Genomic DNA, 22,924 nt, shown 5'->3' with positions numbered 1-22,924 from the left:
CCCACCCTATCGGCGCGTCAGGAGGCGGCGGGGCGCAGCCAGACCGTGCCGAGCGGCGGGATGGTGATCGAGGCGCTGGCCGGCTGGCCGTGGGACGGCTCGTCGGTCGCCTCGACCGCACCGAGGTTGCCCACGCCGGAGCCGCCGTAGGTCTCGGCGTCGGTGTTGAGCACCTCCTCCCAGGTGCCGGTCGACGGCAGGCCGATGACATAGCCGTGGCGCGGGACCGGGGAGAAGTTGGTGACGCACACCAGCGGCTCCGCATCGCTCGAGGACCCGTACCGGACGAACGCGAGGACGTTGTTGGCCGCGTCGTCGCCGACGAGCCAGCCGAAGCCCTCCGGCGAGCCGTCCTGCTCCCACAGCGCGGGGGTCTCGCGGTAGCGCGCGTTGAGCTCCTTGACCGTGCGGTGCATCCCCAGGTGCTCGGGGTGGTCCAGCAGCCACCAATCCAGCTCGCGCGACTCGGCCCACTCGGACTCCTGGGCGATCTCGCAGCCCATGAAGAGCAGCTGCTTGCCGGGGTGGGCCCACATGAAGGCGTAGTAGGCCCGCAGGGTGGCCAGCTGCTGCCACCGGTCGCCGGGCATCTTGCGCAGCAGGGAGCCCTTGCCGTGCACGACCTCGTCGTGCGACAGCGGTAGCACGTAGTTCTCCGACCACGCGTACGAGAGGCCGAAGGTCAGCTCGCCGTGGTGGTGGGAGCGGTGCACGGGGTCGTGCTTCAGGTAGGAGAGCGTGTCGTGCATCCAGCCCATGTTCCACTTGAAGCCGAAGCCGAGCCCGCCGCCGTCGGTGGGCGCGGTGACGCCGGGCCAAGCGGTCGACTCCTCGGCGATCGTGGTGATGCCGGGGGTGCGCTTGTAGGAGGTCGCGTTCATCTCCTGGAGGAACTCGACGGCCTCGAGGTGCTCGTGCCCGCCGTGGCGGTTGGGCAGCCACTCGCCGGCGTTGCGGCCGTAGTCCAGGTAGAGCATCGAGGCGACGCCGTCGACGCGCAGGCCGTCGGCGTGGAACTCCTCGAGCCAGTACGCGGCGTTCGCGTACAGGAAGTTGCGCACCTCGGGCCGGCCGAAGTCGAAGATGTGCGAGCCCCATTCGGCGTGCCAGCCCTTGCGCGGGTCCGGGTGCTCGTACAGCGGGGTGCCGTCGAAGCGCGCCAGCGCCCACTCGTCGGTGGCGAAGTGGCCCGGCACCCAGTCGAGGATGACGCCGACGCCGGCCTGGTGCAGCCGGTCGACGAGATACCGGAAGTCGTCCGGGGTCCCGAACCGGCTGTCCGGCGCGAAGTAGCCGGTCACGTGATAGCCCCAGCTGCCGCCGAACGGGTGTTGCATCACCGGCATCAGCTCGACGTGGGTGAAGCCCAGGTCGGAGACGTAGCCGACCAGCTCGTCGGCCAGGTCGCGATAGCTGCGCCCGCGGCGCCACGAGGCCAGGTGCACCTCGTAGACCGACATCGGCCGGTCGATCCGCTGCCGCTCGCCCTTGCTCTCCTGCCAGGCCTGATCGCCCCACTCGTACTCGGACGCCCACGTCCGCGACGAGGTCGCCGGCGGCACCTCGGCGAAGCGGGCCATCGGGTCGGCCTTCGCGCGCCACTCGCCGTCGGCCCCGCGGACCATGTACGCGTAGTGGGCGCCGCTGCCGACGCCGGGCACGAAGATCTCCCAGACCCCCGACGTGCCCAGGCGCGTCATCGTGTGCGCGGCACCGGTCCAGTCGTTGAACTCCCCGGCGACCTGCACCTCCTGGGCGTTGGGCGCCCAGACGGCGAAGTGGGTCCCCTCGGCGCTGACGTGCGCGCCGAGGGCGTCCCAGAGCTGCTCGTGGCGGCCCTCGTTGATCAGGTGGATGTCGATCTCGCCGAGGCCGTGCGCGGACACGGTGTGCGATTCGTTGGGCATCAGGCTCCGATCCGCGCTACCGCCGCCAGCGGGATGTCGATCCACGTCGGGCGGTTGCGCGCTTCGTAGACGGTCTCGTACACGGCCTTGTCGGCCACGTACGCGTCGAGCAGGAGTCGCTGCTCGTCCGAGAGGTCGCCCCCGTAGGCGACCAGGAAGTGGTTGCGGGCGCGATGCGCCCACTCCTCGACCCGCTGGTGGAGCAGCGTCTCGAGGTCGGTGGTGACCTCGGGGTCGAGGTCGGGGAACTGGTGCATCACCACGTGCGGGGCGTAGTCGAAGGAGCGCAGCATGCCCGCGACGTCGCGCCACGGCGAGTCCGGCAGCGAGCGTACGAGCAGCGGCTTGGCCGGCTCGCCCTCGAAGTCGACGAACTTCCAGCCCAGCGACGTGCGCAGCGTCTGGCCCAGGTGCAGGTCACCGTGGATGCGCTGGACCTGGATCTCGCCCAGATCGGCCACCTTGGCGAAGACCGATCGCAGCGCGCCGTCGTACGGGGCCAGCTCCGGGACCGCCGCGATCGCGGCCTCCAGGCGCTCGGTCATGCCCGCGGCCAGGTCGGTGGCCGAGGCCGTGGTCACCGGGAAGTGCGCGACCAGGTCGCGGTGCACCTCGGCGAGCGCCTCCCCGAGCCGCGCCGCCTCGGCGGCGAAGTCCCCGCCGGAGGCCGAGGCGTGGACCTCGGGCTCGGCGAACATGTTGCGCACCGACGCGAGCGCCAGGTCCCAGCCGTCGGTGGCGGTCCGCAGGAAGCGTTGCAGCATCGCCAGATGCAGGGTCTCGGGGCCGCTGCCGAGGTCTGCGGTGCCCTCCACCCAGCCGTACAGATCGGCGATGTGGGTGCTCTCCGCCTTGGTCAGCACCTCGTGGATCTCGATGTCGGGGTTGATCCCCGGCGTGACCTTCCGGAACACCTTCATGATCGAGTCCTCGCCGTAGGCGACCGAGGAGTTCGACTGCTGGCCGGCGAAGAGCGTGGAGTGCGTGCTCAGGTCGAGGTCGTGCCCAGGGAGGCGGTGGAACTCGAGCGCGTCGCTGGTTGCTCCCTCGTCGAAGGAGCGCAGCCAGCAGGCCATCGCCTCGCGGTCGTGCAGCGCGTCGTAGGCGTGCACCCACCCACGCTCGTCGTCCTCCCACCAGCCGACGAAGGCGTGGTCGAGACGGCCCTGCGGCTGCTCGTAGAAGGCGAGCGGCACCTGGTATAGCTCGCTCCCGGCCTCGTCGTCGGTGAAGCGCACCTCGACGAGGTGGATCACGACGGACGGGCCCTCGTCGGCGCGGCAGGGCACCTCGCCGAGCACCCGGACCTGGCCGATCTCGAAGGACCGGCCCTTGCCGGCGAACCAGCGCGTCCGGGTCAGGTAGTCGGCGAAGATCCTCGTATCGACGCTCACAGCAGCTCTCCCTCCTCAGCCGGCTCCACCGGATCGACGAGACGGAACCAGTAGAAGCCGTAGCCGCCCAAGGTCAACAGGTAAGGCAGTTCCCCGATGGAGGGGAAGGAAACCCCGCCGAGGACCTCGACGAGCTGCTTGCCCTCGAAGCGGCGCAGATCGATCTCGGTCGGCTGCGGGAACCGCGAGAGGTTGTTGACGCAGACGATGATGTCGGTGCTGCCGTCGGGGTTCTCCAGCTCGCGGCTGTAGGCCAGGACCGACGGGTTCGAGCCGCCCAGGTCGTGGAACGTGCCCAGGCCGAAGGCCGGGTGCAGCTTGCGGGCGTGGATCATCCGCTGGGTCCAGCGCAGCAGCGAGGACTGGTCCTCCATCTGCGCCTCGACGTTGACCGCCTGATAACCGTAGACGGGGTCCATCACCAGGGGCCGGTCGAGCTTGCCGGGGTTGGCGGTGGAGAAGCCGGCGTTGCGGTCCCCGGACCACTGCATCGGCGTGCGTACGCCGTCGCGGTCACCGAGCCAGATGTTGTCGCCCATGCCGATCTCGTCGCCGTAGTAGAGCACCGGCGAGCCGGGCAGCGAGAGCAGGAGCGCGGTGAAGAGCTCGATCTGGTTGAGGTCGTTGTCGAGCAGGGGAGCCAGCCGGCGGCGGATGCCGATGTTGGCCTTCATCCGCGGGTCCTTGGCGTACTCGCCCCACATGTAGTCGCGGTCCTCGTCGGTGACCATCTCGAGGGTCAGCTCGTCGTGGTTGCGCAGGAAGATGCCCCACTGGCAGCCGGACGGGATCTCGGGGGTCTGCTCCAGGATCTCCGAGATCGGGTAGCGCGACTCACGGCGCACGGCCATGAAGATGCGCGGCATCACCGGGAAGTGGAACGCCATGTGGCACTCGTCGCCACCGAGGTCCGGGTCGCCGAAGTACTCCACCACGTCGGCGGGCCACTGGTTGGCCTCGCACAGCAGGATCCGGTCCGGGTACTCGTCGTCGACGATCTTGCGGACCTTCTTGAGCATCTCGTGGGTCTCGGGCAGGTTCTCGCCGTTGGTCCCGTCGCGCTCGTAGAGGTACGGCACCGCGTCCAGACGGAAGCCGTCGATGCCCATGTCCAGCCAGAACCGCAGGCCGTCGATCATCGCGTCGTGCACGGCCGGATTGTCGAAGTTCAGGTCGGGCTGGTGGCTGAAGAAGCGGTGCCAGAAGTACTGCTGGCGCACCGGGTCCCACGTCCAGTTGGACGGCTCCGTGTCGACGAAGATGATCCGGGCGTCCTCGTAGCGCTCGTCGGTGTCGGACCAGACGTAGAAGTCGCCGTACGGGCCCTCGGGGTCCTCCCGCGAGGCCTGGAACCACGGGTGCTGATCACTCGTGTGGTTCATGACGTAGTCGATGATCACCCGGATGCCGCGCTCGTGGGCGGCGTCGAGGAAGGCGTGGAAGTCGTCGACCGTGCCGACCTCGGGCAGGACGCCGCAGTAGTCCGCGACGTCGTACCCACCGTCGCGCAGCGGGGAGGGGAAGAACGGCGGCAGCCACAGGCAGTCGACGCCGAGCCACTGCAGGTAGTCGAGCTTCTCGGTCAGGCCCTTGAAGTCTCCGGTGCCGTCACCGTTGGAGTCCTTGAAGGAGCGGACGAGCACCTCGTAGAACACCGCTGTCTTGAACCACTCGGGCTGGTGGCCGAGGACCGACGACCCAGGCTCGCTGTGGATGGGTTCGTTCAAGACATGCTCCTGACGGTGAGGATGTGTGCTGGCTCGTGTCCGGGATCGAGCCGGACGTAGTTGTCCCGACCCCAGGTCCAATCCTGCCCGGAGATCTCGTCGTGCACGCTGAAGGCCGCGCCGTCGGACAGCCCGAGGGCGGCGAGGTCGAGTCGGACCACGCTCTCTCGGGCGGCGTGCGGATCGAGGTTGAGCACCACGATCACGGTGTCCTCGCTGCCGTCGGGGAGGGTCGCGCGCTTGGAGAAGCAGAGCGTGTGGTCGTCATCGGAGTGGTGGATCGTGATGTTGCGCAGCAGCTGCAGCGCCGGGTGCTCGCGCCGCAGCCGGTTGAGCAGCGTGAGGTACGGCGCCAGGCTGCGGCCCTCCGCCTCCGCGGCCGCCCAGTCCCGCTGGCGGATCTGGTACTTCTCGGAGTCGAGGTACTCCTCCGAGCCGGGGCGCACCGCGACGTGCTCGTACAGCTCGAAGCCGGCGTAGACGCCCCAGCTGGGCGAGGACATCGCCGCAAGAGTGGCGCGGATCTTGAACGCGGCCGGCCCGCCGTACTGCAGGAAGGCGTGCAGGATGTCGGGGGTGTTGACGAAGAAGTTCGGCCGCAGCAGGTGGTCCGACTCCGAGGACACCTCGAGGAGGTAGTCCTCGATCTCCGTCTTCTCGGTGCGCCAGGTGAAGTACGTGTACGACTGGTGGTAGCCGATCGCCCCGAGTCCGTGCATCATCGCCGGACGGGTGAACGCCTCGGACAGGAAGAGCACGTCGGGGTCGGTGGAGCGGACCTCGGCGAGCAGCCGCTCCCAGAAGGCCAGCGGCTTGGTGTGCGGGTTGTCGACGCGGAAGATCCGCACGCCGTGGCCCATCCACAGCCGCACCACCCGCAGCACCTCGGCGTAGATCCCCTCGGGGTCGTTGTCGAAGTTGATCGGGTAGATGTCCTGGTACTTCTTCGGCGGGTTCTCCGCGTAGGCGATGGTGCCGTCGGCGCGGGTGGTGAAGAACTCCGGGTTCGTCTTCACCCACGGGTGGTCCGGCGCGGCCTGCAGCGCCAGGTCGAGCGCGACCTCGAGGTCGAGCTCCTTGGCGCGGGCGACGAAGGCGTCGAAGTCGTCGAAGGTGCCCAGGTCGGGGTGGATGGCGTCGTGGCCGCCGTGCTTGGAGCCGATCGCCCACGGGCTGCCGGCCCAGTCGGCCGGCGCCGGGCCGGGCGGGTTCATCACCGCGTTGTTGGGGCCCTTGCGGTTGACCTCGCCGATCGGGTGGATCGGAGGCAGATAGATGACGTCGAAGCCCATCCCGGCGACCGCGTCGAGCCGCTTGGCGGCGGTCTGGAAGGTGCCGCTGAGCAGCCGCTTCGTCTTCGGGTCGGTGGTCGCTCCCTCGGAGCGGGGGAAGAACTCGTACCAGCTGCCGAAGAGCGCGCGCCGGCGATCGGCGTACGCCGGGAACGGGCCCTCGACCGTGAGCAGGTCGCGGATCGCGCGGCTCTCCAGGACGGCGATCAGCGTCGGGTCCTCGAGGACGGCGAGGCGGGCCTCGTCGGGACGGCGGGTGTCGAGCGCGGCCTCGATGCCGGCCGCGATCGCGTCCAGCTCGCGCTCCTTCAGCCCGCCTGCCGAGGCGACCTTCTCCAGCAGCAGCCGGATCTCGGTGTACATCAGCTCGACGTCGACGCCGGCGCGGATCTTGATGGGGCCGTCGTGGAACCAGGTGCCGAGCGGGCTCGACCAGGCCTGGACCTCGAAGCTCCACGCGCCCTCGGCGTCGGGAGTGATCCAGGCCTCGTACCGATCAGTGCCTGGGGCGATCTGCTCCATCCGCACGGGCGGCCTTCGCCTCCCGGACGGATCGATCGCGACCACCTCGCAGCCGAGCCGATCGTGACCTTCCCGGAAGACGGTCGCCCGCACCGGGAAGGGCTCGCCGAGGGTCGCCTTCGCGGGCTGACGCCCGCGGTCGACCACGGGCATGACGTCCATGACGGGGATGCGTCCGACCATGGGTACCAACTAACCAGACCCGGGTCGACCTATGCGAGGGCGGGCGTGGTCAATCGAACATGCGCCTCGTCCGTGAGGCTTCCGTCACAGCGTGATCGGGGCACGGCCGATCGTCAGCAGCTCCACCGGTGCGGCCGGCGCGGGCGCACAGCAGCCGCCGGCGGAGGCGCCCTCGGGGTCGTCGTAGAGCCCCGACCCGCCGCACACCCCCGTGTCGGGCAGGACGAGCTCCACCCGCTCGGCGGCCCCGACGTCGCCGGCCAGCATCGCGACGACCGATCGCACCTGCTCGTAGCCGGTCATGGCGAGGAACGTGGGCGCCCGGCCGTACGACTTCATGCCGACCAGGTAGAGGTTCGGCTCGCCGGCGTGGGCGAGGTCGCGGGCACCGGTGGCCTGCACCGATCCGCAGGAGTGCAGGTTCGGGTCGATCTCGGCGGCGATCGCCCTCGGCGCCTCGAGGGTGGGGTCGAGGTCGAGCCGCATCTCGGAGAGGAACGACAGATCGGGGCGGAAGCCGGTCAGCACGACGAGCGTGTCCGCGGGGGAGAGGCGGCGACCGTCCTCGGCGACGAGGACGATCCGGTCGCCGGCATCGGTCACGACGCGCTCGACGGCCTCGACGCGGAAGCCGGCCACCACGTCGACACGGCCCTCGTCGACGGCCTGCCGCGCCCGGATGCCGAGCGCGCCGCGCTGCGAAAGCTGGTCGGCGGATCCGCCGCCGAAGGCGTTGCCGGCGCTGCCGCGGCGTACGGCCCAGGTGATCCGGGTGCCGGGGTGGGCCTGAGCGATCCGGTCGAGCTCGATGATCGCGTTGAGCGAGGAGTCGCCCGCGCCGAGGACGACCGTGTGGCGGCCGGCGAACCGCCCGGCGTCGCCGCTGTCGGGCACGCCGTACGAGATGAGGTCGGTGTGGACGCGCTCGCCGAGCGCCGGGAGGCCATCGGCGCCGGCCGGGTTCGGCGTGGTCCAGGTGCCCGAGGCGTCGATGACCGCGCGCGCCTCGAGCCGCAGCTCCGTGCCGGCGCCGTCGGTGACGTGCACGGTGAAGGGCTGCTCGCCCCGGGCGGCGTCGACCAGGCGGTCGCGGCCCTTGCGCGAGACGCCGGTGACGCGGGTGTCGTACCAGACCCGCTCGCCGAGGGCGGCGGCCAGCGGAGCGAGGTAGCGCTCGACCCACTCCGCACCGGTCGGGTAGCCGGTCGCGGGGGTCTGCCAACCCGCCGGCTCGAGGAGGCGGGCGGCGGCCTGATCGACCAGCTCGGGCCACGGCGAGAACAGTCGGACGTGGCCCCATTCGCGCACGGCGGCACCGGGGCCGTCGCCGGCCTCGAGGACGAGCGGCTCGAGGCCGCGCTCGAGGAGGTGGGCGGCCGCGGCCAGGCCCTGGGGGCCCGCGCCGATCACGATGACGGGAAGACCGGTCATGTCCCGATCTTGCGGCGATACATCGATGTCTGTCAATATGGATATATGTCGAAGTCATGGGAGCTGACGGCGGTCGAGGCGGTCGCGTGCTGCTCACCGCTGCTCGCCGAGCCGATGAGCGCCGAGACCGCCGAGCGGATCTCGCCGCTGCTCAAGGCCCTCGCCGATCCCGTACGTCTGCGGCTGCTCTCGCTGGTGGCCGCGCACGAGTCCGGCGAGGCGTGCGTCTGCGACCTCAACGAGGCCTTCGACCTCTCCCAGCCGACGATCAGCCACCACCTCAAGGTGCTCCACGAGGCGGGCCTGCTGGACCGCAGCAAGCGGGGCACGTGGGTCTATTACGCGGTGCGGCGCGAGGCGCTCGCCGACGTCGCGGCCCTGCTCGGCGGGGTCGGCGCATGACGTACCTGTGGCGACGTGGCGTCGCCGAGCTGCTCGGCACCGGCTTCCTGGTCGCGGCCGTGATCGGCTCCGGCGTGATGGCGCAGCGGCTCTCGCCCGACGATGTCGGCCTGCAGCTGCTGGAGAACTCGCTGGCGACCGGTGGCGCGCTGATCGCCCTCATCATCGCCTTCGGCTCGGTGTCGGCGGCCTTCAACCCGGTCGTCACCCTCGTCGAGATGGCACTGGGCCGGATCTGGCTGGCCGAGGCGGTCCTCCTGGTGGTGGCGCAGGTCGTTGGCGGCGTGCTGGGCGCGATCGCGGCCAACCTCATGTTCGAGCTGCCGGCCGTCACCTGGGCGACGCACCACCGGGCCTCGCCGGCGCATCTCTTCGCCGAGGTCATCGCGACCATCGGCCTGATGCTGGTCATCCACGGCGCCCTGCGCCGCACGCACCTCGAGTCGGTGGCGGTCGCCGTGGCCGGCTACATCGTGGCGGCCTACTGGTTCACCTCCTCGACGTCGTTCGCCAACCCGGCGGTATCGATCGCGCGGATGCTGTCGGACACCTTCGCGGGCATCGCGCCGGCCAGCGTGGCGGCCTTCATCGCCGCCCAGGCGGTCGGCGGCGCACTGGCGTACGGCCTGATCCGCTTCCTGCAACCGCAGTCCACCACCCAGCCCCGGGAGTCCCGATGAGCGAGTCGCAGCACACCGTCCTCTTCGTCTGCGTCCACAACGCCGGCCGTTCGCAGATGGCCGCCGGCTTCCTGCGCGAGCTCGGCGGGGACCGCGTACGCGTCCTGTCGGCCGGCTCGATGCCGGGCGACCGGATCAACCCGGTCGCCGTCGAGGCGATGGCCGAGGTCGGCATCGACATCGCCGGCCAGCAGCCCAAGGTGATCACCGACGAGGCCGTGCAGGCCTCTGACGTGGTGATCACGATGGGCTGCGGCGACGAGTGCCCCTACTTCCCGGGCACCCGGTACGAGGACTGGCCGTTGGACGACCCCGCCGGCCAGGGCCTCGAGGCGGTACGCCCGATCCGTGACGCCATCGAGGCGCGGGTCCGGGCGCTGCTCGCCGAGCTCGGCTAGGCCTTCGCGACCGCAACGGCGCGGCGTGCCAGCATGCCGCCGACGAAACCGGTCGCGGTCATGCCCGCGATCAGCGCGAGGCCGCTCCACGCCGCCCAGCCGGACCAGTCGACCTGGCGGTGGCGCACGGCGAGCGCGACGAGCGCGAGGGTGCCGATGCCGGTGACGCCGAGCAGGCCGCCCCGCACCCGGACCAGGTCGTCCTCGACCAGTGCCGCGAGCAGTGCCACACCCAGGGCGAGACACCAGGCGCCGATCATCCGGGCGTCGATCGCGTTCATCCGCCACGGCATCTGCTGGGCCCAGAAGCGCGGCGTGGCGAGGAGCCCGAAGCCGAGCCCTGCCAGTCCGGTGCCCTCCAGGGCGATCAGCGGCAGGGTCCAGCGGGGGAGTGCGGCGAGCCGGCGCAGCGGCAGCGCGGGCTCGAAGAGCTGGAGGCAGAGCGCGGCGAGCGTGCCGAGGGTGAGGCCGCCGACACCGAGCAGCCAGGCCGCGCCGAGCAGGAAGGCGGGGTCCATGATGCTGCCGGTCGTGACCCCCGTACGGCCGATGTCGCCGATGGTGACGACGGTCATCAGGGTCAGCACCGAGGCGACGGCGATGACCGGAACCCGGATCTCCTCCCAGAGCACCCGAGTGACGCAGTGCAGCAGCATCGGCACGGCCCCGATGAAGCCGGCACCGAGCAGCGCGGCCGTCACGGGGCTCTCGATCGTCCAGGAGAACCACGTCAGTCGGCCGCCGGCCATCAGCCCGCCCACGAAGGCGATCAGGCCGATGAACGCCGCCGCGGCCGCCGTCAGTCCGAGCATGACGCGCAGCAGCGGCGCGGTCGCGCGCCCCTCCAGCCCCGACGGGATGTGGATGCCCGCGCCGGGCGTGTGATCGGTATGGCCGAGAGACGACATGGTGGTGCTCTCCCTTCCTGGGGTGCGGCTCACGGGAAGACCGCAGGTTACCCACAGGTAATCGGCGGGCGGCCTGGTCACCTTCGGGGTGTTGCCCATCCGTCTTCAGCGTTACGTTCGAGGACATGCGAGCGATCCGTCATTTCACGGTCCGTCCCGTCCTCCCCGAGCCGCTCTCGGCGCTCGGCGTGCTCGCCGGCAACCTCCGCTGGTCCTGGCACCCACCGACGCAGGACGTCTTCGCTGCCGTCGACCCCGAGGTGTGGGAGAGCGTCGAGCACGACCCGGTGCGGCTACTGGGCCAGGTCTCGCGTGAGCGGCTCGGCGTGCTCGCGGGCGACGAGGCCTTCCTCGCCCGCCTCGGTGACGCGCGACGCGGCCTGGAGCGCTACCTGACGGAGGACCGCTGGTACCAGCGCGAGATGGCGCAGGGCCCGCGCTCCATCGCCTACTTCTCACCCGAGTACGGCGTGGCCGCGGCCCTGCCGCAATACTCTGGCGGCCTCGGCATCCTGGCGGGCGACCACCTCAAGGCGGCCAGCGACCTCGGCGTCCCGATCGTCGGCGTCGGCCTGCTCTACAAGCACGGCTACTTCAGCCAGTCGCTCTCCCGGGAGGGCTGGCAGCAGGAGGCCTACCCGCTGCTGGACCCGGTCGGGCTGCCGATCGCCGCCCTGCGCGAGGCCGACGGCACCCGCGCCACGATCGGCATCGACCTGCCGGACGGCCAGCACCTGACCGCGCGGATCTGGGTCGCCTCGGTGGGCCGGGTGCCGCTCCTGATGCTCGACACCGATGTCGAGGAGAACACCGAGACCCTGCGTGGCGTCACCGACCGGCTGTACGGCGGCAACTCCGAGCACCGGCTGCGCCAGGAGATCCTCCTCGGCGTCGGTGGCGTCCGGGCGCTGCGGGTGCACAGCCGGATCACCGGCTGCCCGACACCCGAGGTCTTCCACACCAACGAGGGCCACGCCGGCTTCCTCGGCATCGAGCGCATCCGCGAGCTGACGGTCGACCCGCAGGGTCCGGGGCTGGACCTCGACACCGCCCTCGAGATCGGGCGCGCCTCCACCGTCTTCACCACCCACACGCCCGTGCCCGCCGGCATCGACCGCTTCCCGCGGACCCTGGTCGAGCAGTACTTCGCCGAGGGCTCCGGCGCCGTGCCCGGCGTGCCGTTGGACCGGCTGCTGGCCCTCGGAGCCGAGGACTACGAAGGCGGCGACCCCGGCGTCTTCAACATGGCGGTGATGGGCTTCCGGCTCGCGCAGCGCGCCAACGGCGTCTCGCAGCTGCACGGCCACGTCAGCCGGGAGATGTTCAACGGGCTCTGGCCGGCCTTCGACGAGTCCGACGTGCCGATCGGCTCCATCACCAACGGCGTGCACGCCCCGACCTGGGTGGCCCGTGAGCTGCTCGCCCTGGGCGCCGAGACGGGAGCCGATGCCGACGCCCAGGACGCAGAGGCGTTCGCCGCCGCCATCGAGGCGATCCCGGCCGAGCGGGTCTTCTCGCTCAAGCGGACGCTGCGCGCCCGCCTGGTCGAGGACGCCCGCCGGCGGCTGTGCGCCTCGAACCTCAAGCGCGGGATGGCTGCCGCCGAGCTGGGCTGGGTGGAGCAGGCGCTCGACCCGGACGTGCTGACGATCGGCTTCGCGCGGCGCGCGGCCTCGTACAAGCGGCTCACGCTGATGCTGCGCGACCCCGAGCGGCTCAAGCGGCTCCTGACCGATCCGCAGCGCCCCGTCCAGCTCGTCATCGCGGGCAAGGCCCACCCTGCCGACGACGGCGGCAAGAAGCTGATCCAGGACGTCGTCCGGCTCACCGACGATCCCGAGCTGCGGCACCGGATCGTCTATCTCCCCAACTACGACATCGCGATGGCGCAGCCGCTCTATCCGGGCTGCGACGTCTGGCTGAACAACCCGCTGCGCCCGTACGAGGCCTGCGGCACCTCCGGGATGAAGGCGGCGCTGAACGGCGGCCTCAACCTGTCGATCCTCGACGGCTGGTGGGACGAGTGGTACGACGGCGCCAACGGCTGGGCGATCCCGTCCGTCGACGAGCCCGCGGTGGCCGGCGACCCCGATCGCCGTGACGACCTCGAGGCCGCTGCCCTCTACGACCTGATCGAGCACGAGGTCGCGCCGAGGTTCTACGACCGTGACGAGGACGGCGTGCCGGTGCGCTGGGTCGAGATGATGCGCCACACCCTGACCTCGCTGGGCCCGAAGGTGCTCGCCACCCGGATGGTGCGCGAGTACGTGCGGGAGCTCTACGTGCCGGCCGCGGAGTCGCGCCGGGCGCTGGTCGACGCCGACGCCGCGGACGCCTCCGCCAGGTTCGCCTGCGCCCGGGAGCTGGCCCAGTGGAAGCAGCGGGTCCGGGGCGGGTGGCGCGACGTGCGCGTCGAGCACGTCGAGGGGGTCGCGCCGCGCCACCCCGAGGTGGGCGGCGTGCTGGGGGTGCGGGCCTATGTCGCGCTGGGTGACCTGACGCCCGACGACGTCGAGGTGCAGCTGGTGCACGGTCGTACCGACGAGAGCGACCTGATCGTCGAGCGCACCACCACCGCGCTGGGACTCACCGAGAGCTACGACGGCGGTCGGTACTGCTTCGGCGGCTCGCTCACCCTCGAGCGTGCCGGCGGCTTCGGCTACACCGTCCGCGTGGTGCCGCGCCACGTCCGGCTCGCCACCCCGGCCGAGCTGGGACTGGTCGCGCTCGCCTAGGGCGGCCCGGCCGCCGGGTCAGCGCCCGCGCAGGGCCAGGAACGTCTTCGGGCCGAGCTTGATCCTCGCGCCCGCCTTGACCCGGCTGCCGGTCACGATCGCGGGATCGGTGCTCAGCGCGACCTCGCCGGCCTGCACCCACTGGTTGGGCGGCAGCCGGACGGTGACCTCGTGGTCGGAGGCGTTGGACCACAGCAGGAACGACGCGTCGATCTGCTGCTCGCCGTGCGGGCCGGGCTCGCGCAGCGGTGAGCCGTTGAGGAAGGTGCCGAGCACGGCCAGACCTTCGTCGTTCCAGTCCTCGTCGCTCATCTCGCGTCCGTCGGGGTGCAGCCAGACGATGTCCTTGGGGCCGCCCACGATCGTGGGCCGGCCCTCGAACCAGTGCCGCTGGCGCAGCACCGCGTGCTGCCGGCGCAGCGCCAGCGCGGTCTTGGTGATCTCGTACACGTCGAGCCACGCGTCGTCGGGACGCCAGTCGACCCACGAGATCTCGTTGTCCTGGCAGTAGGCGTTGTTGTTGCCCCGCTGGGTGCGGCCGCGCTCGTCGCCGGCGGTGATCATCGGGACCCCGTTGGCCAGGCACAGCGTCGCCATCATGTTCGCGGCCTGGCGCCGGCGCAGCGCGTTGATCGCCGGATCGTCGGTCGGACCCTCGGCGCCGTGGTTGCCGGAGCGGTTGTTGTCCGAGCCGTCGCGGTTGTCCTCGCCGTTGGCCTCGTTGTGCTTGCGCTCGTAGGAGACCAGGTCGCGCAGGGTGAAGCCGTCGTGGGCGGTGATGAAGTTGACCGAGTTGTACGCCGAGCGGCCGTCGTCGGCGTACAGGTCCGAGGAGCCGGCCAGTCGGGTCGCGACGTCGCGGATCCCGCCCGAGGCGCCGCGCCAGAAGTCGCGGATGGTGTCTCGGAACTGGTCGTTCCACTCCACCCACGGCGGCGGCATCCGCCCGACGAGGTAGCCGTCCATGGAGGCGTCCCACGGCTCGGCGATGAGCTTCACGTGCCGCAGCACCGGGTCCTGGCCGATCGCGATCAGCAGCGCGTTGTGGAAGTCGATCTCATAGCCGGTACGACACAGCGCCGGCATCAGGTCGAAGCGGAAGCCGTCGACGTGCATCTCGGTGACCCAGTAGCGCAGCGAGTCCAGGATCAGGCGCAGAGCCAGGTCGTCCCAGCTGTTGACCGTGTTGCCGCAGCCGGTGACGTCCCAGTAGGTGTCGTTGAAGCCCGGGTTGAAGTCGTGGCCTGGGTCGTCGTGCGGATCGTCGTGCGGGATCGGCGGCATCAGTCGCTTGTAGAAGCCGCGGTCGTCGAGCCCGCGGAAGGAGAGCGTGGGGCCCATCGGCCCGGCCTCCGCGGTGTGGTTGTAGACCACGTCGAGGATCACCTCGATGCCGGCGCGGTGCAGTGCCTTGACCATCTGCTTGAACTCGGTGACCTGGCCGCCGCGATCGCCTGAGGCGCTGTAGGCGGCGTCCGGGGCGAAGAAGGAGATGGTGTTGTAGCCCCAGTAGTTGGTCAGCCCGCGCTCGAGCAGCGACGGCTCGGAGAAGGACGCGTGCACCGGGAGCAGCTCGACCGCCGTCACGCCCAGGTCCTGGAGGTACTCGACGACCGGCGCGGTGGCCAGCCCGGCGTACGTGCCGCGCAGCTCCTCGGGGACGCGATCGTGCAGCTTGGTGAAGCCCTTGACGTGCAACTCGTAGATCACGGTGTCGCGCCACCGGATCTTCATCGGCTCGTCGCCCTCCCAGTCGAAGGCGGGGTCGACGACCACGGAGCGCCCGGTCACGGAGGCGGAGTCGGCGCCGTCAGGCTGGGTCGGGTCGTCCCAGTCGTAGCCGAAGAGAGCCTGCTCGTTGCGGATCGTGCCCGAGGTCGCCAGCCCGTACGGGTCGAGCAGGAGCTTGTTGACGTTGAACCGGTGTCCCTCGGTCGGGTTCCACGGCCCGTCGGCGCGGTACCCGTAGCGCTGCCCGGGCCGGATCCCCGGCAGCCCGCCGTGCCAGATGCCGAGGGAGCGCTCCGTCAGCGGGTAGCGCGTCTCCTTGTCGACACCGTCCTCCTCCTCGAAGAGGCACAGCCATACGGCGGTCGCGCCGGGGGAGTAGACCGCGAAGTTGGTCCACTCCTCGCTCCAGTCCGCTCCCAGGGGCCAGTTGCGGCCGGGCCAGATGGCCGCTGTCTCGCCGAGCTTGCTCCAGATTCCGGGCTCCACCCGCCTCATCGTGTCAGATGCCCCTATCGTCAGGAACATGAGTGACTTCACCGGCGAGTTCGTCCGCCTCGAGGTGGCCGACGGCGTCGCCACCCTCCGGCTGGATCGACCGAAGATGAACGCGATCAGCCTGCAGGTGCAGGCCGAGGTGCGTGCGGCGTGCGCCGAGGCGACCGAGCGTGACGACGTCCGCGCGGTCGTCGTGTACGGCGGCGAGCGGCTCTTCGCCGCAGGCAACGACGTCGCCGAGATGTCGGAGATGTCGTACGCGGACATGGTGAAGGCGACCCGCGGCGTGTCGGCGGCGGCCACCGCGATCGCCGACATCCCCAAGCCGACGGTGGCCGCGGTCACGGGCTACGCGCTCGGCGGTGGCTGCGAGCTGACGCTGGCCTGCGACCTGCGGATCGCGGCTGACAACGCCACCTTCGGCCAGCCCGAGATCCTGCTCGGCATCATCCCCGGCGCCGGCGGCACCCAGCGCCTGGCCCGGCTGATCGGCCCGAGCCGCGCCAAGGACCTGATCTTCACCGGCCGCTTCGTCAAGGCCGACGAGGCGCTCGCCATCGGACTGGTCGACCGGGTCGTCCCCGCCGAGAGCGTGTACGACGAGGCGCTCGCGTGGGCCAAGCAGTTCGGTGGCGCCGCCGCGCTCGCGCTGCGAGCCGCCAAGGAGTGCATCGACCGCGGCCTGGAGACCGACCTGACCACCGGCCTGGGCATCGAGCAGCAGCAGTTCGCGGCCGTCTTCGCCACGGAGGACGCCCGTACGGGCATGTCGTCCTTCCTGGCGAACGGCCCCGGCAAGGCCGTCTTCGAGGGGCGCTGACATGGCCTCGAACCTCTTCCGGGTCCGCCGGATCATCGCCCAGGTGATCTGGACACTGGCCGTCGTCGCCGCGCTGTTCCTCGCCCTCGGGGCGCTGCTGGTGGCACTGAAGGCCAACCAGGACAACGCGCTGGTGAAGCTCGTCCTGAACGTCGCTGATGCCGTCGACCTCGGCGTCTTCGACCGCGACAACGGCATCAAGCAGTTCACCGGCAACGACGCCGCGGTGAAGAACGCCCTGTTCAACTGGGGGATCGGGGCGCTGGCCTGGCTGCTGGCCGGCCGACTCGTGGAGCGCGTGCTGCGCCCAGGCTCCACCGCGCGGGACTGACCCACGGACCTACCTACCGCTTGCTCCAGACAGCGGATGTGACATTCTGCACGCGAGGCGCTGTTAACCAGACGCCTACCCATCGGTAACATCGACGTCGTTCAACGACCGACACAGGAGGGGCCGGCTCCGGCCGCACACCATGAACATTGTTGTCTGTGTGAAGTACGTGCCCGACGCGACGGCTGACCGTCGCTTCGAGGCCGACAACACCGTCGACCGCGTCGATGTCGACGGTCTGCTGTCCGAGCTCGACGAGTATGCCGTCGAGCAGGCGCTGCAGATCAAGGAGAAGCGCGCCGACGAGGAGATCAAGGTCATCGCGCTGACTGTCGGTCCCGAGAAGGCCGCCGACGCGGTCCGCAAGGCGCTGCAGATGGGCGCCGACGAGGCCGTCCACGTCTCCGACGAGGCCATCGCCGGCTCGGACGCGATCGCCACCTCGCTCGTCCTCGCCGAGGCCGTCAAGAAGGCCAATGGCGGCTCCGTCCCCGAGCTGGTCGTCTGCGGCCTCGCCTCGACGGACGCCGGCATGTCCGTGGTCCCGGCCATGCTCGCCGAGCGCCTCGGCCTGCCGCAGGTCACCCAGGCCTCGGTCGTCGAGACCCAGGGCGACCAGGTCCGGATCAAGCGTGACGGCGACACCGCCACCGAGGTCATCGGCGGCACCATGCCGCTGGTCCTCTCGGTCACCGACCAGTCCGGCGAGGCCCGCTACCCGTCCTTCAAGGGCATCATGGCCGCGAAGAAGAAGCCCCTCGAGACCTGGAGCCTCGCCGACCTCGGCGTCGACGCCGGGCAGATCGGCCTCTCCGCCTCGTGGAGCCAGGTCCAGGAGACGGCGGCCCGCCCGCCGCGTACGGCCGGCGAGATCGTCAAGGACGAGGACGGCTCGGGCGCCACGGCGCTGGCCGACTTCCTCGCGTCCAAGAAGTTCATCTGAGAACCGGATCGATAGGAGTTATTCGACATGTCTGAGGTTCTGGTTCTCGTCGACTTCGTGAACGGCGCGGTGAAGAAGCCGACCTTCGAGCTGCTCACCATCGCCAAGCGCATCGGCACCCCGTCCGCCGTCTTCATCGGCGCTGCCGACCAGGTCGGCACCGTCGCCGAGGCCGTCAAGGCGTACGGCGCCGAGAAGGTCTACGCGATCGACGACACCGAGATCAAGGGCTACCTCGTGGCCCCCAAGGCCGAGGCCCTCCAGCAGGTCGCCTCCGGCAAGGACGTCGCCGCGATCCTGCTGCCGTCCTCCGGTGAGAACAAGGAGATCGCCGCTCGTCTGGCGATCAAGCTGGGCTCGGGTCTGATCACCGACGCCGTCGACGTGGACGCCGACGGCACCACCACGCAGTCGGTCTTCGCCGGTGGCTTCACCGCCACCGCCAAGGTCACCACCGGCACCCCGATCATCACGGTCAAGCCGAACTCGGCCGCCCCGGAGCAGTCCGCGGGCGCGGGCGAGGTGGAGACGGTCGCCGTCACCATTTCGGATGCCGCCAAGACCGCCCAGATCGTGGCCACCCAGCCGCGCCAGGCCACCGGTCGCCCCGAGCTCACCGAGGCCGCGATCGTGGTCTCCGGCGGTCGTGGCACCGGCGGTAACTTCGAGCCGGTCGAGGGCCTCGCTGACGCCCTCGGTGCGGCGGTCGGCGCCTCGCGTGCCGCCGTCGACTCCGGCTGGAAGCCGCATTCCTTCCAGGTCGGCCAGACCGGCAAGGTGGTCTCGCCGCAGCTGTACGTCGCGAACGGCATCTCCGGTGCCATCCAGCACCGCGCCGGCATGCAGACCTCGAAGACCATCGTCGCGGTCAACAAGGACGAGGAGGCGCCGATCTTCGAGCTCGTCGACTTCGGCGTCGTCGGCGACCTGCACACGGTCCTCCCGGCTCTGACCGCGGAGATCCAGAAGCGCAAGGGCTGATCCGCCCGGATCTCGCTCCACCACGTACGGGCCGCCCGGGTCACCGGGCGGCCCGTCCGTGCATTTCAGATGCTGTGAATCAGGCCTGGACACGTGGTCAAACACCCTCGGAACCGGGGGACGCGGGTAAGGTCGCCGCGAAGGTCTCGGAAACGAATGGGGTGCACTGTGCAGGCTGGACGATGGACACTCGCGGCGGTGACGGCGGCAGCAGGACTGCTCGTCGGGACGGTCGCCTGGGTGCCGATGCAGGCGAACGCCGCCGACTCGGCGGGCGCGCCGCTGGGTGCGGTGCTGACCACGGTGTCCAGCACCCTGACCGGTACGCCGACCGCGCCGCAGTCGCCCACCGCCACGAGCACCCCGACCCCGAAGCCGCCGAAGAAGCGCTGGATGCCGGACGCAGGCGTCGTGATCAACAACCCGCTCGGAGATCACGACGCGCGCGCCGTGATCGTCCAGCGGATCATGGGCGGCATCCGCCACACCCATCGGGGTGACACGATCCGGTTCGCGACGTACAACCTCGACCGCAAGGACTCCGTCGACGCCCTGATCAAGGCGCACAAGCGCGGGGTCAACGTCCAGGTCGTCGTCAACGACAACTACATGGCGCCGCAGTCGGTGCGGCTGCAGAAGTACCTCGGCAAGAACATCCACAAGGGCAGCTTCCTGCGGTTCTGCAGCGGCTCCTGCCGCGCCAAGCGTGGCAACCTGCACCTCAAGGTCTACTCGTTCTCGGGGACCGGTGCCGCGAAGAACGTGATCATCTCCAGCTCGGCGAACCTCACCAACGCCGCCCCGGTGGCGCAGTGGAACGACGCCGTCACGATCATCGGCAACACGCGCCTGTTCAAGGTCTGGACCAAGGAGTTCAACCAGCTCAAGCAGGACAAGCCGGTCAATCACCGTGTGATCACCTACTCCACCCGGAAGCTCAACGTCGCCTTCCACCGCATCAGGGCCGGCAGCGCCGACATGGTGAACCACGGCCGGACCACGGTGGCGCGCAAGACCACCTCCGGCGACCCGATGCTCGCCCGCCTCAACAAGATCCGCTGCAACACCGGTCCCCGCTTCGGCGTCAACGGCCACACCATGATCCGCCTGATGGAGTACGCCTGGTTCGGCGCTCGTGGCGCCACGCTCGCCACCAAGATCGCCTCGCTGAAGCGCCAGGGCTGCGACGTCATGTCGATCATGTCCCACAGCGACAAGCGCGTGGAGAGCATCCTCGGCGCGGCAGGCATCCCGATGAAGGACATCACCTGGGCGTACGGCGAGAAGCTCTCGACCGACGGCCACTCCATCGTCTACGGCTCGCGGCAGTACTCCCACCTCAAGGCGATCGCCATCAACGGCCGCTACGGCAAGAAGAACATGAAGACCGTCATCACCGGCTCGGAGAACTGGTCGGCCATCTCGTTCCAGAACGACGAGGTCACCATGCAGCTGGTCGGCGGCACGGTCTACAACACCTACCTGCACATGTTCCAGCACCAGTGGGCGACCGGCGCGACCCACGCGCTCGGCATCAAGCCGACCGCGCACGCCCCGATGGAGAGCGCTCAGTGACCGCTGAGCAGGTCGTACGAGAGATCGCGCTGCGGGCGCGCGAGGCCAGCTACGAGCTGGCCCTGGCCACCCGCGGCGTCAAGGACGCCGCCCTGCAGGCGATGGCCGATGCGCTGATCGCGCGCGGGGAGCAGGTCCTGGCCGCCAACGCCCTCGACGTCGACCGCGCCCGTGAGGGCGGCACGCCGGAGAACATCATCGACCGGCTCCGGCTCACCCCGGACCGGCTCGAGGGGATGGCCCAGGGCCTGCGCGACGTCGCCGGACTGCCCGACCCGATCGGCGAGGTCGTCCGTGGCTCGACGCTGGCCAACGGCCTCGAGCTGCGCCAGCTCCGCGTGCCCTTCGGCGTCGTGGGGATGATCTATGAGGCGCGTCCCAACGTCACCGCCGACGCGGCCGGCATCTGCCTCAAGTCCGGCAACGCGGTGCTGCTGCGCGGCTCGTCCTCGGCCGCGGAGTCCAACGCTGCGATCGTGGCTGTCCTGCGCGACGCCGTGGCGGCGAGCGGTCTGCCGGCCGACGTGATCCAGCTGGTGCCCGCGGAGTCGCGCGAGTCGGTCAAGGCCCTGATGCGTGCCCGCGGTCTGGTCGACGTGCTCATCCCGCGCGGGGGAGCGGGCCTGATCCGTACCGTCGTCGAGGAGTCGATCGTGCCGGTCATCGAGACCGGGATCGGCAACGTCCACGTCTACGTCGACAAGGCCGCGGACCTGGAGAAGGCACTCGCGATCGTGCTCAACTCCAAGACCCACCGCACCTCGGTCTGCAACTCGGCCGAGTCGCTGCTGGTGCATGCCGACATCGCGGACGCCTTCCTCCCGAAGGTGGTCGCCGCGCTGCAGGAGAGCGGCGTCAGCATCCACGGCGACGAGGCGTTCTGCGGCTTCGAGGGCGTCACCCCGGCGACCGACGAGGACTGGGCGACCGAGTACCTCGCGCTCGAGATCGCCGCGGCCGTCGTGCCGTCGATCGAGGACGCGATCACCCACATCCGGCGCTGGTCGAGCCAGCACACCGAGGCGATCGTCACCGAGGACCTCGCCGCCGCGCGCCGCTTCACCGCCGCGGTCGACGCCGCAGCGGTGATGGTCAACGCATCGACCCGGTTCACCGACGGCGGCGAGTTCGGCTTCGGTGCCGAGATCGGCATCTCGACGCAGAAGCTGCACGCCCGCGGCCCGATGGGCCTGCCGGAGATGACGTCGACCAAGTATGTCGTCACCGGAGACGGCCACATCCGCTGAGCCTGTCGCGGTCCGGCGGCCAGGCTCCGATAGGGTGCGGTCATGATCTCCACGCTTGCCATGCACGCCGCTGAGGCCGTCGAGACCGCTGAGAAGTCCGGCGGAGTCAACCACTGGGTCGTCGGTGGCATCGTCCTCGTCATCCTGCTGGCCTCCCTGGGCATCCTGATGGCCTTCGGTGGCGGCCGCGAGCACTCCTGAGGCTGAGGTCGACGGGGGCCGCGCTGTGGCGATGGGCGCCCGCCGTGTCGGGGTGATGGGCGGCACCTTCGACCCGATCCACCACGGCCACCTGGTGGCCGCCTCGGAGGTGCAGTCGTGGTTCGACCTCGACGAGGTCGTCTTCGTGCCCACGGGCGACCCGTGGCAGAAGTCGGACCGTGAGGTCAGCCCGGCCGAGCACCGCTACCTGATGACGGTCATCGCGACCGCCGCCAACCCGCGGTTCACCGTCAGCCGGGTCGACATCGACCGCGACGGGCCGACGTACACCCGCGACACGCTCACCGATCTGCGCGCGGCGATGCCCGAGGCGGAGCTCTTCTTCATCACGGGCGCCGACGCGCTGGCGGAGATCTTCACCTGGCGTGACGCCGAGGAGCTGTTCGACCTGGCGCAGTTCGTCGGGTGTACCCGACCGGGGTACTCGATGGACGACGAGGCGATTGCCAATATTCCGGCCGATCGGGTGACCATGATCGAGATCCCCGCGCTGGCGATCTCGTCGACCGACTGCCGTGATCGTCACCGGCGAGGCGAGCCGGTCTGGTACCTCGTCCCCGACGGGGTCGTCCAGTACATCGCCAAGCACGACCTCTACTCAGCTGAATCGGAAGTTCTATGACTGCCACTGACTACGCCATCGAGCTCGTCACGATCGCGGCCCGCGCCGCGTCGGAGAAGCTCGCCTCCCAGATCATCGCCTTCGACGTCAGCGAGCAGCTCGCGATCACCGACGCCTTCGTCCTCGCCTCGGCGAGCAACGAGCGCCAGGTGTCCGCGATCGTCGACGAGGTCGAGGACAAGCTCCGCGAGTTCGGCGCCAAGCCGATCCGCCGCGAGGGCGAGCGCGACGGCCGGTGGGTGCTGCTGGACTACGGCGACATCGTCGTGCACGTGCAGCACGAGGAGGAGCGCCAGTTCTACGCCCTCGAGCGACTGTGGCGCGACTGCCCCTCGATCGCGCTGCCGGACGACGTCCGCTCGCACGAGCGCTGATCCG

20 protein-coding genes are annotated in these 22,924 nt (G+C 70.3%); 13 read left to right on the top strand and 7 right to left on the bottom strand.

Annotation, left to right across the window (positions count from 1 at the left end):
• Positions 1 to 17 precede the first annotated feature (17 nt).
• The 5 genes from glgB to KSO98_RS05360 form a co-directional block, all read right to left on the bottom strand.
• Positions 18 to 1,907, bottom strand: coding sequence for a 1,4-alpha-glucan branching protein GlgB (gene glgB, locus KSO98_RS05380; protein ID WP_225283975.1), 1,890 nt, complete (start codon positions 1,905 to 1,907; stop codon positions 18 to 20).
• Positions 1,907 to 3,301, bottom strand: a complete 1,395-nt coding sequence (locus KSO98_RS05375; protein WP_225283973.1) for a maltokinase N-terminal cap-like domain-containing protein — start codon at positions 3,299 to 3,301, stop codon at positions 1,907 to 1,909. Before KSO98_RS05375 ends, glgB begins: the two co-directional genes overlap by 1 nt.
• Positions 3,298 to 5,028: a maltose alpha-D-glucosyltransferase gene (treS, locus tag KSO98_RS05370; RefSeq protein ID WP_225283971.1), complete on the bottom strand. Its 1,731-nt coding sequence runs from the start codon at positions 5,026 to 5,028 to the stop codon at positions 3,298 to 3,300. Before treS ends, KSO98_RS05375 begins: the two co-directional genes overlap by 4 nt.
• Positions 5,025 to 7,025, bottom strand: a complete 2,001-nt coding sequence (locus KSO98_RS05365) for an alpha-1,4-glucan--maltose-1-phosphate maltosyltransferase (protein ID WP_225283969.1) — start codon at positions 7,023 to 7,025, stop codon at positions 5,025 to 5,027. Before KSO98_RS05365 ends, treS begins: the two co-directional genes overlap by 4 nt.
• A gap of 84 nt (positions 7,026 to 7,109) precedes the next feature.
• Positions 7,110 to 8,456 (bottom strand): FAD-dependent oxidoreductase, encoded by a 1,347-nt coding sequence (locus KSO98_RS05360; protein WP_225283967.1) that lies wholly within the window; start codon positions 8,454 to 8,456, stop codon positions 7,110 to 7,112.
• Positions 8,457 to 8,501: 45 nt separating this feature from the next.
• Here KSO98_RS05360 and KSO98_RS05355 point away from each other — a divergent pair, with 45 nt between their 5' ends.
• The 3 genes from KSO98_RS05355 to KSO98_RS05345 are packed head-to-tail and all read left to right on the top strand — an operon-like array spanning position 8,502 to position 9,936.
• A complete protein-coding gene (locus KSO98_RS05355) occupies positions 8,502 to 8,858 on the top strand; it encodes an ArsR/SmtB family transcription factor (protein ID WP_225283966.1) in 357 nt (118 codons plus the stop codon).
• Positions 8,855 to 9,538, top strand: coding sequence for an aquaporin (locus KSO98_RS05350; RefSeq protein ID WP_225283965.1), 684 nt, complete (start codon positions 8,855 to 8,857; stop codon positions 9,536 to 9,538). The genes KSO98_RS05355 and KSO98_RS05350 overlap by 4 nt, the downstream gene beginning before the upstream one ends.
• Positions 9,535 to 9,936: an arsenate reductase ArsC gene (locus tag KSO98_RS05345; protein ID WP_225283964.1), complete on the top strand. Its 402-nt coding sequence runs from the start codon at positions 9,535 to 9,537 to the stop codon at positions 9,934 to 9,936. Before KSO98_RS05350 ends, KSO98_RS05345 begins: the two co-directional genes overlap by 4 nt.
• Here KSO98_RS05345 and KSO98_RS05340 read toward each other — a convergent pair.
• The gene (locus KSO98_RS05340) at positions 9,933 to 10,844 is read right to left on the bottom strand and encodes a hypothetical protein (protein WP_225283963.1); all 912 of its coding nucleotides are present in this window, start codon (positions 10,842 to 10,844) and stop codon (positions 9,933 to 9,935) included. The genes KSO98_RS05345 and KSO98_RS05340 overlap by 4 nt on opposite strands.
• A 125-nt stretch (positions 10,845 to 10,969) precedes the next feature.
• Here KSO98_RS05340 and glgP point away from each other — a divergent pair, with 125 nt between their 5' ends.
• On the top strand, positions 10,970 to 13,579 hold the full coding sequence (gene glgP, locus KSO98_RS05335; RefSeq protein WP_225283962.1) for an alpha-glucan family phosphorylase: 2,610 nt from the start codon (positions 10,970 to 10,972) through the stop codon (positions 13,577 to 13,579).
• 18 nt (positions 13,580 to 13,597) lie between these two features.
• Here the strand turns inward: glgP and glgX are convergent, their stop codons facing one another.
• Positions 13,598 to 15,805, bottom strand: a complete 2,208-nt coding sequence (gene glgX / locus KSO98_RS05330; protein WP_263642338.1) for a glycogen debranching protein GlgX — start codon at positions 15,803 to 15,805, stop codon at positions 13,598 to 13,600.
• A 28-nt stretch (positions 15,806 to 15,833) separates the two neighbouring features.
• Between glgX and KSO98_RS05325 the strand changes: the two genes are divergently transcribed.
• From KSO98_RS05325 to rsfS, 9 genes are all read left to right on the top strand, one after another.
• Positions 15,834 to 16,625, top strand: a complete 792-nt coding sequence (locus KSO98_RS05325; RefSeq protein ID WP_225283960.1) for an enoyl-CoA hydratase/isomerase family protein — start codon at positions 15,834 to 15,836, stop codon at positions 16,623 to 16,625.
• Position 16,626: 1 nt separating this feature from the next.
• Positions 16,627 to 16,956 carry a hypothetical protein gene (locus KSO98_RS05320; RefSeq protein ID WP_225283959.1) on the top strand — a complete coding sequence of 110 codons (330 nt, stop codon included), beginning with the start codon at positions 16,627 to 16,629 and terminating at the stop codon, positions 16,954 to 16,956.
• 160 nt (positions 16,957 to 17,116) lie between these two features.
• Positions 17,117 to 17,899 (top strand): electron transfer flavoprotein subunit beta/FixA family protein, encoded by a 783-nt coding sequence (locus tag KSO98_RS05315; RefSeq protein ID WP_225283958.1) that lies wholly within the window; start codon positions 17,117 to 17,119, stop codon positions 17,897 to 17,899.
• A gap of 27 nt (positions 17,900 to 17,926) precedes the next feature.
• Entirely contained in the window at positions 17,927 to 18,880 is a 954-nt protein-coding gene (locus tag KSO98_RS05310; RefSeq protein ID WP_225283957.1) for an electron transfer flavoprotein subunit alpha/FixB family protein, read from the top strand.
• 198 nt (positions 18,881 to 19,078) lie between these two features.
• A complete protein-coding gene (locus tag KSO98_RS05305; protein ID WP_225283956.1) occupies positions 19,079 to 20,455 on the top strand; it encodes a phospholipase D-like domain-containing protein in 1,377 nt (458 codons plus the stop codon).
• Positions 20,452 to 21,702, top strand: a complete 1,251-nt coding sequence (locus KSO98_RS05300; protein WP_225283955.1) for a glutamate-5-semialdehyde dehydrogenase — start codon at positions 20,452 to 20,454, stop codon at positions 21,700 to 21,702. The genes KSO98_RS05305 and KSO98_RS05300 overlap by 4 nt, the downstream gene beginning before the upstream one ends.
• Before the next feature lie 42 nt (positions 21,703 to 21,744).
• Positions 21,745 to 21,903, top strand: a complete 159-nt coding sequence (locus KSO98_RS05295; protein WP_225283954.1) for a hypothetical protein — start codon at positions 21,745 to 21,747, stop codon at positions 21,901 to 21,903.
• A gap of 31 nt (positions 21,904 to 21,934) precedes the next feature.
• Positions 21,935 to 22,546 (top strand): nicotinate-nucleotide adenylyltransferase, encoded by a 612-nt coding sequence (nadD, locus tag KSO98_RS05290; protein WP_225283953.1) that lies wholly within the window; start codon positions 21,935 to 21,937, stop codon positions 22,544 to 22,546.
• A complete protein-coding gene (gene rsfS, locus KSO98_RS05285; RefSeq protein WP_225283952.1) occupies positions 22,543 to 22,920 on the top strand; it encodes a ribosome silencing factor in 378 nt (125 codons plus the stop codon). The genes nadD and rsfS overlap by 4 nt, the downstream gene beginning before the upstream one ends.
• Positions 22,921 to 22,924: the final 4 nt, after the last annotated feature.

Origin of the sequence: Nocardioides nematodiphilus, from assembly GCF_020216525.1 — a bacterium.
Lineage (GTDB): Bacteria > Actinomycetota > Actinomycetes > Propionibacteriales > Nocardioidaceae > Nocardioides > Nocardioides nematodiphilus.
Note: the sequence above shows the minus strand (reverse complement) of the source record. Positions and strands in the feature narration are given on the sequence as shown.